Annotated in this window: 14 protein-coding genes and 1 pseudogene; 7 read left to right on the plus strand and 8 right to left on the minus strand. The window is 50.8% G+C overall.

Annotated features, from left to right (window positions below; genetic code table 11):
* The first annotated feature begins 172 nt into the window (after positions 1-172).
* Together ldhA and hslJ are read left to right on the plus strand one after the other, a co-directional pair.
* Positions 173-1,162, plus strand: a complete 990-nt coding sequence (gene ldhA / locus ACQ29O_RS11335; protein ID WP_000762206.1) for a D-lactate dehydrogenase — start codon at positions 173-175, stop codon at positions 1,160-1,162.
* A gap of 110 nt (positions 1,163-1,272) precedes the next feature.
* Entirely contained in the window at positions 1,273-1,683 is a 411-nt protein-coding gene (gene hslJ / locus ACQ29O_RS11340) for a heat shock protein HslJ (protein WP_000750316.1), read from the plus strand.
* A 43-nt stretch (positions 1,684-1,726) separates the two neighbouring features.
* On the opposite strand, the gene ACQ29O_RS11345 is transcribed toward hslJ, so the two are convergent.
* Positions 1,727-1,993 (minus strand): putative hemolysin, encoded by a 267-nt coding sequence (locus tag ACQ29O_RS11345; protein WP_001200680.1) that lies wholly within the window; start codon positions 1,991-1,993, stop codon positions 1,727-1,729.
* On the opposite strand from ACQ29O_RS11345, the gene ACQ29O_RS11350 reads away from it, so the two are divergent.
* The 3 genes from ACQ29O_RS11350 to uspF all read left to right on the plus strand — a co-directional run bounded on the left by ACQ29O_RS11350 (position 1,909) and on the right by uspF (position 6,708).
* The gene (locus tag ACQ29O_RS11350) at positions 1,909-2,208 is read left to right on the plus strand and encodes a hypothetical protein (protein ID WP_001137722.1); all 300 of its coding nucleotides are present in this window, start codon (positions 1,909-1,911) and stop codon (positions 2,206-2,208) included. The genes ACQ29O_RS11345 and ACQ29O_RS11350 overlap by 85 nt on opposite strands.
* A 60-nt stretch (positions 2,209-2,268) precedes the next feature.
* Positions 2,269-5,793 (plus strand): pyruvate:ferredoxin (flavodoxin) oxidoreductase, encoded by a 3,525-nt coding sequence (gene nifJ, locus ACQ29O_RS11355; RefSeq protein WP_001193263.1) that lies wholly within the window; start codon positions 2,269-2,271, stop codon positions 5,791-5,793.
* A gap of 480 nt (positions 5,794-6,273) precedes the next feature.
* The gene (gene uspF / locus ACQ29O_RS11360; RefSeq protein WP_001082296.1) at positions 6,274-6,708 is read left to right on the plus strand and encodes a universal stress protein UspF; all 435 of its coding nucleotides are present in this window, start codon (positions 6,274-6,276) and stop codon (positions 6,706-6,708) included.
* Between the two features lie 49 nt (positions 6,709-6,757).
* Here uspF and ACQ29O_RS11365 read toward each other — a convergent pair whose 3' ends face one another.
* Together ACQ29O_RS11365 and ACQ29O_RS11370 are read right to left on the minus strand one after the other, a co-directional pair.
* Positions 6,758-7,096 (minus strand): SMR family transporter, encoded by a 339-nt coding sequence (locus tag ACQ29O_RS11365; protein WP_000159240.1) that lies wholly within the window; start codon positions 7,094-7,096, stop codon positions 6,758-6,760.
* Positions 7,089-7,241, minus strand: a complete 153-nt coding sequence (locus ACQ29O_RS11370) for a hypothetical protein (RefSeq protein WP_000089155.1) — start codon at positions 7,239-7,241, stop codon at positions 7,089-7,091. The genes ACQ29O_RS11365 and ACQ29O_RS11370 overlap by 8 nt, the downstream gene beginning before the upstream one ends.
* Here ACQ29O_RS11370 and ACQ29O_RS11375 point away from each other — a divergent pair.
* Positions 7,197-7,400: pseudogene (locus ACQ29O_RS11375) on the plus strand (tyrosine-type recombinase/integrase); the annotation flags it as partial. The gene ACQ29O_RS11370 and the pseudogene ACQ29O_RS11375 sit on opposite strands and share 45 nt — an antisense overlap.
* A 51-nt stretch (positions 7,401-7,451) precedes the next feature.
* Entirely contained in the window at positions 7,452-8,387 is a 936-nt protein-coding gene (ttcA, locus tag ACQ29O_RS11380; protein ID WP_001156217.1) for a tRNA 2-thiocytidine(32) synthetase TtcA, read from the plus strand.
* A gap of 43 nt (positions 8,388-8,430) precedes the next feature.
* Here the strand turns inward: ttcA and dbpA are convergent, their stop codons facing one another.
* The 5 genes from dbpA to smrA all read right to left on the minus strand — a co-directional run bounded on the left by dbpA (position 8,431) and on the right by smrA (position 13,548).
* Complete coding sequence (gene dbpA, locus ACQ29O_RS11385) at positions 8,431-9,804, minus strand: ATP-dependent RNA helicase DbpA (RefSeq protein ID WP_020936990.1); 1,374 nt, start codon at positions 9,802-9,804, stop codon at positions 8,431-8,433.
* A 28-nt stretch (positions 9,805-9,832) separates the two neighbouring features.
* A complete protein-coding gene (locus ACQ29O_RS11390; RefSeq protein WP_001670836.1) occupies positions 9,833-10,015 on the minus strand; it encodes a hypothetical protein in 183 nt (60 codons plus the stop codon).
* A gap of 275 nt (positions 10,016-10,290) precedes the next feature.
* Positions 10,291-11,274, minus strand: coding sequence for a zinc transporter ZntB (gene zntB / locus ACQ29O_RS11395; protein WP_000387374.1), 984 nt, complete (start codon positions 11,272-11,274; stop codon positions 10,291-10,293).
* A 145-nt stretch (positions 11,275-11,419) separates the two neighbouring features.
* Positions 11,420-12,574, minus strand: a complete 1,155-nt coding sequence (locus ACQ29O_RS11400; protein ID WP_000945632.1) for a methyl-accepting chemotaxis protein — start codon at positions 12,572-12,574, stop codon at positions 11,420-11,422.
* Between the two features lie 410 nt (positions 12,575-12,984).
* Positions 12,985-13,548 carry a DNA endonuclease SmrA gene (gene smrA / locus ACQ29O_RS11405; protein ID WP_001046799.1) on the minus strand — a complete coding sequence of 188 codons (564 nt, stop codon included), beginning with the start codon at positions 13,546-13,548 and terminating at the stop codon, positions 12,985-12,987.
* Positions 13,549-13,668 lie beyond the last annotated feature (120 nt).

The raw sequence follows: 13,668 nt of genomic DNA on the forward strand, positions 1-13,668 counted from the left end.
GTACATAGCCTAATAGTTCATGTTGCAGGGGCGCCCTCCGGCTATTTGAGGCGTTGTGGAGAATGATAACCTAAAATTATTCATTATATGTATGACTATCAATTATTTTTGATTTTTTGTAAGATAATTTTAAGCATATTTGTGTGATTCAAACATCACTGGAGAAGGTCATATGAAACTCGCCGTCTATAGTACCAAACAGTATGACAAGAAATATCTACAGCAAGTGAACGAAGCGTTCGGTTTTGAACTGGAGTTTTTTGATTTTCTGCTAACCGAGAAAACGGCGAAAACCGCCAATGGATGTGAAGCAGTTTGTATCTTCGTGAATGACGACGGGAGCCGACCGGTACTGGAAGAGCTGAAAAAACACGGCGTGAAATACATCGCGCTGCGTTGCGCCGGATTTAATAATGTCGACCTGGATGCCGCAAAAGAGCTCGGTTTGCAGGTGGTGCGCGTACCGGCTTATTCTCCGGAAGCCGTCGCTGAACATGCGATTGGCATGATGATGACATTGAACCGCCGTATTCACCGCGCTTATCAACGCACCCGCGACGCTAACTTTTCCCTTGAGGGACTGACCGGCTTTACCATGCACGGAAAAACCGCTGGCGTCATTGGTACCGGTAAAATCGGCGTCGCCGCGCTGCGTATCCTGAAAGGCTTTGGAATGCGTTTACTGGCGTTTGATCCCTATCCCAGCACCGCCGCGCTTGATCTCGGCGTCGAGTATGTGGATCTGCAAACGTTGTTTGCCGAATCGGATGTCATTTCCCTGCACTGCCCGCTCACGCCGGAAAACTACCATTTACTGAACCATGCGGCATTCGACCAAATGAAAAATGGCGTTATGGTCATTAATACCAGTCGTGGCGCGCTGATTGATTCCCAGGCGGCTATCGAAGCTCTGAAGAATCAGAAAATCGGCTCGCTGGGGATGGATGTGTATGAAAACGAACGCGACCTGTTCTTTGAAGATAAGTCAAACGATGTTATCCAGGATGATGTTTTCCGCCGTCTGTCGGCCTGCCATAACGTACTGTTTACGGGGCACCAGGCATTCCTGACCGCAGAAGCGCTGATCAGCATCTCTGAAACCACGTTACAAAACTTAAGCCAGCTTGAGAAGGGCGAAGCCTGCCCGAACGCGCTGTTCTAATCCTGTCGCTCCCCTGCGCTCAGGGGAGCATTTTCGGATAACCCCTGAAGATCTATCCGGTCATATCATTACTATAGTCAGTGTTAACTATCAGATTACAGAGAATATCAATGAAGAAAAGCGTCACGCTGGTCGCCCTGAGCATCATAATGACAGGGTGTGTGAGCAGTGGAAAAGTGTCCGTCAAACGCGAGCAACTGGAGCACCACCGCTTTGTTCTGGAAAGCGTAAACGGTAAAACGGTCACCGGCCCGGAGCTCAGCTTTGGCGAGGACATGACGGTATCCGGCAAAATGTGCAATCAATTCACCGGCGAAGGAAAACTGTCGGACGGCGAATTAAAAGTGAAAAATTTAGCGATGACCCGAATGATGTGCGCCGATCCACAGCTTAACGCGCTGGACGGCACCCTCAGCGAGCTCTTCAGCAAGGGCGCACAGGTCGATTTAACCGCGAACCAATTAACGCTGGCGACGGCAGAAACAACGCTAATGTATAAACTGGCGGATTTAGCGCACTAAGCCATTAAGTGAAAAGTTATACGCGTCAGGCGAAACGCCGCGCTTAATAACTCCCGCAGCTTCCGGCGGCAAGCGACTGTTCGCTACAACGTTTGCCGTTGGGTAGCGCGCACATACCAATTACTGAACCATCAAGCTGCCGGGCCGCTGAAAGCGAACCGCCAATCATAGCGCAATTCGCTTCGCCGGCGCTGGACATAGCCGCTTTCATCCCTGGCGAAACATGTGCCGCGGTTGCCTGCTGAACAGGTTCGCTACTGCAAGCCGACAATAATAACGCGGCACATCCCACCCAAAACGCTGCGCGCATTTCTCTCCCCTCTGTTTATTCATCCAAACGACACCGCCCTAAATAATAGGCAGCAGAAACTGACGCGTCGAGAGGCAAAGCGCGCATTTATGCGCTTCATTAACATTTATTGGCAATTTTTTACGTCTTTTCGGCAAGAAATCGCCATTCTCCTCCCGCCAGGGACACAAAAGCGAAAATGGGGCTTGAAGGGCTTTGCTAAAATAAAAGGATAACTACAGGATGCGCTCACGATTATGCGTGTCCCTCTTTTTTGCGCAATGTAAGGGTGTCATATGCAAACAATTGACGGTAATGGCGCAGTAGCGTCGGTGGCGTTCCGTACCAGCGAGGTTATCGCCATTTACCCGATTACGCCCAGTTCAACAATGGCTGAACAAGCGGATGCCTGGGCCGGCAATGGGCTTAAAAATGTCTGGGGCGATACGCCGCGTGTGGTAGAGATGCAGTCGGAAGGCGGCGCGATCGCCGCCGTTCACGGTGCGTTACAAACCGGTTCGCTTTCTACGTCATTTACATCATCGCAGGGGCTGCTGCTGATGATTCCAACGCTGTATAAACTGGCGGGGCAGCTCACGCCGTTTGTACTGCACGTTGCCGCGCGCACTGTCGCCACACACGCGCTTTCTATTTTTGGCGACCATTCCGATGTGATGGCGGTCCGCCAGACAGGCTGCGCGATGTTATGCGCCGCCAGCGTTCAGGAAGCGCAGGATTTTGCGCTGATCGCACACAGGGCTACGCTGAAAAGCCGCGTTCCGTTTATTCATTTTTTTGATGGCTTCCGTACATCGCATGAAATCAACAAAATTATACCGCTAACGAATGAAACCATTCTGAACCTGATGCCGCAGGCGGAGATCGACGCTCACCGCGCCCGCGCGCTGAATCCGGAACATCCGGTGATTCGTGGAACTTCAGCGAATCCGGACACCTACTTCCAGTCTCGCGAAGCGACCAACCCGTGGTACAACGCCGTTTATGATCATGTTGAAGAGGCGATGAAGGCATTTGGCGACGCTACGGGCCGTCAGTACCAGCCATTTGAATATTATGGCCATCCCCAGGCTGAACGCGTCATCATAATGATGGGCTCCGCCCTCGGCACCTGCGAAGAGGTCGTGGACGAGCTACTGATACGCGGAGAAAAGGTCGGCGTTCTGAAAGTCCGTCTGTTCCGCCCCTTCTCCGCCAAACATTTGTTACAGGCATTACCGGAAACCGTTCGCGCTATCGCCGTGCTGGATCGCACCAAAGAGCCTGGCGCCCAGGCCGAGCCGCTTTATCTGGACGTGATGACCGCACTGGCGGAGGCCTTTAATAATGGCGAGCGCGAAACGTTGCCGCGCACCATTGGCGGCCGTTATGGGCTATCATCCAAAGAGTTCGGCCCGGCGTGCGTACTGGCGGTCTTTAATGAACTCAGCCGTGCGAAACCCAAGCCACGGTTTACGGTGGGCATTTATGATGACGTTACTAACCTCTCGCTGCCATTACCGGAAAATACCCTGCCCGGCAGCGCTAAACTTGAAGCGTTATTTTACGGTCTGGGAAGCGACGGCAGCGTATCCGCCACGAAAAATAATATTAAAATTATCGGTAATTCTACGCCGTGGTATGCGCAAGGTTATTTCGTTTATGACTCTAAAAAAGCTGGCGGGCTCACGGTATCGCACCTGCGCGTCAGCGAAAAACCCATTCGTTCCGCTTACTTAATTGCTCAGGCGGATTTTGTCGACTGCTATCAATTACAGTTTATCGATAAATATCAGATGGCGGAGCGTCTGAAGCCCGGCGGTATCTTTCTGCTTAATACGCCGTACAGCGCCGACGAGGTCTGGTCGCGTCTGCCGCAAGAAGTTCAGGCGGTGTTGAATCAGAAAAAGGCGCATTTTTACGTGGTTAACGCGGCGAAAATCGCCCGCGAATGTGGACTTGGCGCCCGCATCAATACCGTCATGCAAATGGCTTTCTTCCACCTGACGCATATTCTTCCGGGCGATAGCGCCCTGGTTGAGCTGCAGGGCGCGATTGCCAAAAGCTATAGCAGCAAAGGACAGGATCTGGTTGAGCGTAACTGGCAGGCATTGGCTCTGGCGCAGGAATCGCTGGCGGAAGTGCCGTTGCAGGCGGTTAATCCGCATAGCGCGCATCGCCCGCCGGTCGTCTCCGACGCCGCGCCGGATTTCGTGAAAACCGTTACCGCCGCCATGCTGGCGGGCCTCGGCGACGCACTGCCTGTTTCCGCCCTGCCGCCGGACGGAACATGGCCAATGGGCACCACCCGCTGGGAAAAACGCAATATCGCCGAAGAGATTCCTGTCTGGAAAGAGGAACTGTGTACACAATGTAATCACTGCGTCGCCGCCTGCCCTCACTCGGCGATTCGTGCAAAAGTCGTTTCCCCGCAGGCGATGGAGAACGCGCCAGCCAGTCTGCATTCGCTGGACGTGAAGTCCCGCGATATGCGCGGCCAGAAATATGTGCTGCAGGTCGCGCCGGAAGACTGTACTGGCTGTAATTTATGCGTAGAGGTCTGCCCGGCTAAAGATCGGCAAAATCCACAGATCAAGGCTATTAACATGATGTCGCGCCTGGAGCATGTGGAAGAAGAGAAAGTGAATTATGACTTTTTCCTCGACTTACCGGAAATCGATCGCAGCAAACTGGAACGAATTGATATCCGCACATCGCAGCTTATTACGCCGCTGTTTGAATATTCCGGCGCCTGTTCCGGCTGCGGTGAAACGCCGTATATTAAACTGCTGACTCAGTTATATGGCGACAGAATGTTAATCGCTAACGCCACGGGGTGTTCCTCTATTTACGGCGGTAACTTACCCTCTACGCCTTATACCACCGATGCCAACGGACGCGGCCCGGCGTGGGCGAATTCGCTATTTGAAGATAACGCGGAATTTGGCCTCGGTTTCCGTCTGAGTGTGGATCAGCACCGGGCGCGCGTCATGCGTTTACTGGCGCAATTCGCCGATCGCATTCCGGCGGAATTAAACGATGCGCTGCATGCCGAAGCAACGCCTGACGTTCGGCGTGAACAGGTCGCCGCATTACGCCAACATCTGAAATCGGTTGCGGGCGCAGAGGAACTGTTAAAGGATGCTGATGCGCTGGTAGAAAAATCAATCTGGCTGATTGGCGGCGATGGTTGGGCATACGACATCGGCTTTGGCGGTTTAGACCATGTGTTAAGCATGACGGAGAATGTCAATATTCTGGTTCTGGATACGCAGTGTTATTCCAATACTGGCGGCCAGGCGTCGAAGGCGACGCCGCTTGGCGCCGTCACTAAGTTTGGCGAACATGGCAAGCGTAAAGCCCGTAAAGATCTTGGCGTCAGCATGATGATGTATGGTCATGTTTATGTCGCGCAAATTTCGCTGGGCGCGCAGTTAAACCAGACGGTGAAAGCCATCCAGGAGGCCGAAGCCTGGCCAGGACCGTCGCTGATCATTGCCTATAGCCCCTGTGAGGAACATGGTTACGATCTGGCGCTAAGCCATGACCAGATGCGCCAGTTAACGGCGACCGGTTTCTGGCCGTTATACCGCTTTGATCCCCGCCGTGCGGATGAAGGCAAGCCGCCGCTGGCTCTGGACTCTCGGCCACCGTCTGATGCCCTGGCGGAAACGTTGCTTAATGAACAGCGTTTCCGTCGCCTGAATGCGCAACAGCCTGAAGTAGCTGAACAATTATGGCGAGATGCCGCATTGGATTTGCAAAAACGCTATGACTTTCTTGCCTTGCTGGCAGGAAAAGCGGAAAAACCCGGCGCAGATTAAAAAATATTCTAAGGATTAACCTGGAAACAAAAAAAGCCCGAACATCCGTTCGGGCTTGTCAATTTATACGCTGGAAAGCAAAGGTTAACGCAATGGCCCAGCGACAAAATGAATATGTGACAATAAAGGCATATAACAGGCGTAGAATATCGTAACCGAATGATATTGTATAATTTTTATTTCGTATAATACCCCAAAAGCATTCGTATAAATTATATCTATTTCACTGCGAATTATTTCATTAATTATTGAATTAAACGGTAACATCTCTTTTTAGGTCTTTCCTGACAAGGCAGAAATAACGTTTTAACGTCAACTCGCTGATTATTTACGTGGAATACGCGTAATATTACGTCGCCCTCCCCTGTAGGCAGTCCCCGCAGAGTATCGTGGAGCAGCACCTAAAATGTGACGTATGTCATTGTACATAAAGTGCCTTTAGGGAGTAGAATTTCAGTGGATACTTAAACAGGAGGTTTTATGAACAGAACGATTCTTGTACCCATCGATATTTCAGATTCAGAATTAACTCAACGCGTAATTTCGCATGTTGAAGCTGAAGCAAAGATTGACGACGCTAAAGTGCACTTTTTGACTGTAATCCCGTCTTTGCCCTATTACGCCTCACTGGGACTGGCTTATTCAGCAGAGCTTCCCGCAATGGACGATTTGAAAGCCGAAGCCAAATCTCAACTGGAAGCGATTATCAAGAAATTCAACCTTCCTGCGGACCGCGTGCAGGCTCACGTTGCAGAAGGCTCTCCTAAAGATAAGATTCTGGAAATGGCAAAAAAATTACCGGCCGATATGGTGATTATCGCCTCGCATCGCCCGGATATTACTACCTATCTGTTGGGTTCCAACGCCGCAGCCGTTGTGCGTCATGCGGAATGCTCCGTACTGGTGGTACGCTAAATACCCGAGCCCGCATAAGAGAGTGCGGGCTCAAATCAATCATCATCGCCTAGTGACTGACACTTTTTGAAAACAGATTGATTACGATTACGCCGCAGATGATAAGCAACATGCCAATAATAGCCGGCATATCCAGTTTTTGGCCGAGAAATAACCATCCTATCAATCCAATAAGAACAATCCCTACCCCAGACCAAATAGCATAAATGATACCCGCAGGGATGGTTCGCATTGGGATGGTAAGACACCAGAACGCAATACAATATCCGATGATAGTAACGAGGCTCGGTACCAGACGCGTAAAACTATCTGATAATTTTAATGAGATCGTGGCGATAACTTCTACCACGATGGCGATAAATAGAAAGATTACAGCTTCTTTAGTCATACATCTCTTCGTTCCAATATTTTTCGGGTCGTGATGATATCTTAAGTAATACGGATGACAGAATAAAGACGCTTTTGAACCATTGCGTATCTTGCCATAAAAACGTGCTGGCATTCGTCGCCGTAATCCGTACCATACGCGACATGCTTTTGCCTGCTGGCTGTTGACGGCAGGAGCGAACCCGGCATTTATCGCCAGCCAAATGGGGCATGAAACTGCGCAGATGGTGTATGAAATTTACGGTATGTGGATTGATGACATGAACGACGAACAAGTAGCGATGTTGAATGCGCGGTTATCGTAATTGCAAAGTTTGCCCCCAATTTGCCCCATTTAGTACCAGAGAACTGAAATAATGCAAGAAATTCAAAAGAATACAAAGAAAGAGCAATACAACCTCAACAAGTTGCAAAAGCGCCTGCGCCGTAACGTTGGCGAAGCGATTGCCGATTTTAATATGATTGAAGAAGGCGATCGCATTATGGTTTGCCTTTCTGGCGGCAAAGATAGCTATACGATGCTGGAAATTTTACGTAATTTGCAGCAAAGCGCCCCGATCAATTTTTCACTGGTCGCCGTCAACCTCGATCAAAAGCAGCCAGGTTTTCCGGAACATATCCTGCCAGCCTACCTTGAGCAGCTGGGCGTAGAATATAAAATCGTCGAAGAAAACACCTACGGCATTGTGAAAGAAAAGATTCCGGAAGGAAAAACCACCTGCTCGCTGTGCTCGCGTTTGCGTCGGGGTATCCTGTATCGTACGGCGACTGAACTGGGCGCGACCAAAATCGCCCTGGGCCACCATCGCGACGATATTCTGCAAACCCTGTTTCTGAATATGTTCTATGGCGGAAAAATGAAAGGGATGCCGCCGAAACTGATGAGCGATGACGGCAAACATATCGTGATCCGCCCGCTGGCTTACTGCCGCGAGAAAGATATTGTCCGTTTTGCTGAGGCCAAAGCCTTCCCTATCATTCCTTGTAATCTGTGCGGTTCGCAACCAAACCTGCAACGCCAGGTGATTGCCGACATGCTACGCGACTGGGATAAGCGCTATCCTGGACGGATCGAGACGATGTTTAGCGCCATGCAGAATGTCGTGCCGTCTCACCTTTGTGACACTAACCTGTTCGATTTCAAAGGAATCACTCACGGTTCCGAGGTCGTCGACGGCGGCGATTTAGCGTTCGATCGTGAAGAGATTCCCTTGCAGCCCGCTGGCTGGCAGCCGGAAGAAGATGACACCGCCTTAGAGGCGTTGCGGCTTGATGTTATCGAAGTGAAATAATCTGCAGGCGTCTCAGCACTCCGCTGAGACGCCATGCTATCGATCATTTTAATAGCCGTACCCGGCATGACTTGCCTTTGATCTTCCCGTTTTGCAACTGCTTCCAGGCTTTTTGCGCTACTGCTTGACGTACGGCGACGTAAACGTGCATTGGATGCACGTTAATTTTGCCAATATCCGCCCCGTCTAATCCAATATCGCCGGTCAGCGCGCCCAAAATATCTCCCGGACGCATTTTCGCTTTTTTGCCGCCGTCAATGCATAGGGTAGCCATCTCTGCGGCCAGAGGGAGTGACGGCTGCCGGGCGGGCGCATTCAGCCAGTTCAGCTTGAGTTGCAGCATTTCTGAAAGAATATTCGCCCGCTGCGCCTCTTCCGGCGCGCAGAAACTGATCGCCAGGCCGCTGCTTCCCGCGCGCGCCGTACGGCCAATACGATGGACATGCACCTCCGGGTCCCAGGCCAGTTCATAGTTAACCACCAGTTCGAGCGATTTAATGTCTAATCCTCGCGCGGCAACGTCGGTGGCAACCAGAATGCGCGCGCTACCGTTTGCAAAACGCACCAACGTCTGGTCGCGGTCGCGTTGTTCCAGATCGCCGTGGAGCGCCAACGCGCTTTGTCCTACCGCATTAAGCGCATCACAAACGGCCTGACAATCTTTTTTGGTATTGCAAAATACCACGCAGGACGCTGGCTGATGCTGGCTAAGCAACGTTTGTAGCAGCGAAATTTTTTCATGCGCAGACGTTTCGAAGAACTGTTGTTCGATAGCCAGTAGCGCATCTACCGTATCGATTTCAATACGTATTGGCTGCTGCTGTACACGACCGCTAATCGCCGCGATGGCCTCAGGCCAGGTTGCTGAAAACAATAACGTCTGGCGCGTCGCAGGCGCAAAGCGGATCACCTCATCAATGGCGTCACTGAATCCCATGTCCAGCATTCGGTCTGCTTCATCCATTACCAGAATATGCAGCGCATCCAGCGATACGGTTTCTTTTTGTAAATGATCCAGCAGGCGCCCCGGCGTCGCGACAATGATATGCGGAGCGTGCTGAAGCGAGTCGCGCTGTGCGCCAAAGGGTTGCCCGCCACACAAGGTCAGAATTTTGGTATTTGGCAGAAAACGGGCCAGGCGACGTAACTCTCCGGCAACCTGATCCGCCAGCTCCCGCGTCGGGCACAGCACTAATGCCTGTGTCTGGAACAGAGTGACGTCAATTCGATGCAAGAGCCCAAGACCAAACGCCGCCGTTTTGCCGCTACCGGTCCTGGCCTGCACACGCACATCATTACCCGCCAGAATGACGGGTAATGCTGCGGCCTGAACAGGCGTCATCTCAAGATAGCCCAGCTCAGTAAGGTTATTGAGCTGGGCGGCGGGCAAAACATTCAGGGTTGAAAAAGCGGTCACAATTTACTCTCGCGGTAACGACTCATAGTCAGCAGGCGCGTATCCTCGCAGATCCGGGCGTTTGATGCGACATTTTAATCGGTTCTTCGTCCGGCGGCGGGTCGGGCATCGGCTGAGGACGGGGAAGCGGCTCAGGAATGGGAACAGGGTCAGTGGGAATCGGGTCCGACAAGGACGAGTGTAGATATAATAAGGTCAAAAGACAGCTCATATTACCCTCCAGAATGTCATTCAGACTCTTAAAGGGTAGACGCTGATATTCTACAGGCAAAAAAAAGCCGACTAATCTAAGCCGGCGTCGTACGAATCAATTGTGCTATGCAGTAATTCAAAAAAGGAAGTAAGACAATATGGAGCGCAACGCCCATCGCTTGACGTTGCATTCACCTGCGAGAGAGATATTGCCCCGAATAGGTAGATGTTTTATTGACTTCGCTCAAATTTCTCGGCGTTTTTTCATACGAAATGGTCTGAAAAGCGCTTTTGTTACAACCATTTACTGCGATGCAACCATAAAGTAACACCACCGATCAGGACAACTAACAGAATACAAAACAGAGAAAAGCCGAACCGCCATCCGCCGCCAGGAATACCGCCCAGGTTAACGCCAAATAATCCTGTTAAGAAGGTGCTGGGCAGAAAAACCATCGCCATAAGCGACATGGTATAAGTTCTGCGCGCCAGAGACTCCTGCATCACCTGGGCAATTTCATCCGCCATGATGCCAGTACGCGCGATACAAGCGTCAATTTCATCCAACCCCCTTCCCAGCCTGTCGGCGATATCCTGCATTCTGCGCCGGTGATCGTCGCTCATCCACGGCAGCCGTTCACTCGCAAGCCGGGCATAGACGTCGCGCTGCGGCGCCATATAGCGGCGCATAACAATTAGCTGTTTACGTAGCAATGCGAGGAAACCGCGTGGTGGGATTTGCTGGTCGAGAAGATTATCTTCCAGATCGATAATTTTATCGTGTAGCTCTTCAATAAATTCACTGGCGTGATCGGTTAACGCATCGCACACATCTACTAACCAGCTGCCGCAATCTACGGGCCCGGTGCCCTCCTGCAAATCACTGACCACATCGTCCAGCGCCAGAACCTTTCGCTGACGGGTAGACACAATGAATCGCTCGTCCATATATAAACGCATTGCCACTAATTGATCCGGGCGTTCGTCAGTACTGCCATTAATACAGCGCAGCGTAATGAGCGTCCCTTCCCCCATACGACTTACGCGCGGGCGCGAGCTTTCACCAGCCAGCGCATCACGCACGTTATTGGGGAGTAAAGGCGTTGAAGCCAACCAGCGGGCGCTGTCCGGGTGGGTATAATTAAGATGTAGCCAACAGGGATGCTGACTATCGATCACATCATTATCTTCGAGCGGTTTTACTCCACCACGACCATCCAGTAGCCATGCGAAAACGGCATCCGGAACGTTCACATCCGATCCCTTAATGGCTTCCACAGCGCCTCCACGTTACAACTCTGATGCCGTTAGTCTAGCTTTCGGGAAAGGTTAAGCAATCTCTCATTTTCTCATTGCGCAAAAAGAATTACGGGAACGTGCGAAAAAAGCGCCTTAGCAACAGGCGCTTACCAAACATGTATTATCAGGCCTGGCCGCGCCTGGTGATGGTCGAAAGAGGTGATACATGAGAGCGCGACAGCGCATGTTCACTGTAACCCGGCTGGCTTAAACGAAATTTGTCGGTTTTAGTCTGTAACTCGATCACCTGCGCCTTTAAAACATCCGAAGAAGCAGATAACGCTTCAACCATTAAAACATTGCTATGGGTTGCGCTTTCCAGATCGCTCAACGCCAGTGTTATCTGGTTAATGCCTTTTTCCTGCTCCCGCGTGGTGGTGGAAATTTCACTCATCAGCACGTTTAATTGCCCGGAGCCGCCAACAATCTCCTGCATATTTTTTTCAGCCTCCTGCACTATGGCGGCCCCCTGCCGCACATTCTCATGCGTAACGTCGATCAGCGCCTTGATACTTTTTGCCGCCTCGGCGCTACGATGCGCCAGGTTACGCACTTCCCCGGCCACCACGGAGAAACCTTTTCCATGATCGCCCGCCCGCGCAGCCTCTACCGCCGCGTTAAGCGCCAGAATATTAGTCTGGAATGCGATACCGTCAATCAATGAAATAATCTCCGTCATCTGCGAGGCACAGTCGGTAATAGAACGCATATTTTCTGTAACCCGCACCATTAATTCACCGCCTTTACGGGCGCATTGGGTTGCACAATCCGCCTGTATGCTCGCCATTCGGGTATTATCCGCATTGTTTTTGGTACTCGCCGCCATTTCATCCATACTGGCGGCAGTTTGAATTAACGAGGCCGACTGCTGTTCCGTCTTTACGGATAGCGACATACTGCGCGCCGCCAGTTGTTCGGAAAGGGTCATTGCCGTTTGCGAAGAGGATCTGATTTCGCGTACCAGCGCGGAAATATTCTCCGACAGGCTATTAATTCCGGGGATGAGTCGCCCGGCGCAATTATTGCCAAATTCGGAGATATGAATAGACAAGTTTCCTGCTGCGACCTCTTCAATACTTTTCTTCACGGTATTAATCGGCACTACCAGATAGCAGGTCATATACCACCAAAGCAGTAATGTCGAGATCAGATAAATGATATTACACGTAATTAAAATAGGGAGATCGTGCAGAAAGGTTATTTGTAAAGTATCCACCAAAAGAAACGTACATACCATGAATAGAATAATGCATGTTCTGACGCTGATATTTCTCAACATTTTTGACGGCCTACAACCAGGATAGGAGACAGGTTTTATTTTTATAGCATTTCAGATACCTATTGCCATTCGTTTCTTTGACATTCTCCATATTCAATACCAGACCATCGCCATTTCCCTTAGTGCAACAGATAAAATCACCTATATTCGCTATGCCAGGATATTCATCCATCCATATTGACAAGTGATGTACTTATCACCATTTTCTGCTTAATAGTTAAGTCGAAAGCCAGTATATTTTAATAGACGCTTAAATAAGCGAATGACTGTTTCTCCGTGTTATTACTGTGGACAGCGTTATCGCCCGTTCTCTTGCAGAATCCTGAGCGTTTGGATAAGGCGTTATATCAGGCATAAAATCGGGTTCGCGCGAGCTTGCGCTGGCGGTCCTGTCCGCCAGCGGCAACGATTTACCGACTACGCTTCGCATGGCGCTCCCAGTTATCCTGTTTAGCCTGCACCGTTTTACGTAACGCGACATAACATGCCCCGCCGCCGCCATGATGCGGCAGCGCCGAACAATAAGCCTGTACATCCTCAAACTCTGTCAACCAGCGGGCCACATAGCTTCGGACGATATTGGCATGCGACTTCGCCTCTCGCCCTTTACCATGAATGATCAGGACATTACGCAACCCCTCTTTCTGCGCCTCCAGGATAAAACGAAATAGCATTTTTCGGCACGTTTCGACCGGCTGGCGTAACAAATTGAGGCTGGCCTGCTGAGGGTATTTCCCACTGCGTAACTTGTCGATGACACCCTGCTGCAATCCTTCCCGACGAAATTCCAGCGGTTCATTCAGCGGCAGAATATCCAGAAAGCCCGTCGTCAGGAAATTATCAAGCTGAAGCGTGTCGATACGCTGGGGCGTTTTAAGATTACGCGTTGGCTGCCAGTGTACATCAGTATGGCGTTTCAGCGGCTGGACATCCTCCATGGCGTCAAGAAACAGCGCTTTATCGTCAAGGTTCATGGTTCATCCTCCAGCGTTTTTGCGACTGCCGTTATCATAACCGTGCCCTGTTATACCGACAACGGTTTACAGTTATTTCCAATAACAGCGACAATGTCAGGCAATTAACCGCCTCGCCAG

The organism is Salmonella sp. GDC200615, from assembly GCF_050574145.1.
GTDB lineage: Bacteria > Pseudomonadota > Gammaproteobacteria > Enterobacterales > Enterobacteriaceae > Salmonella > Salmonella enterica.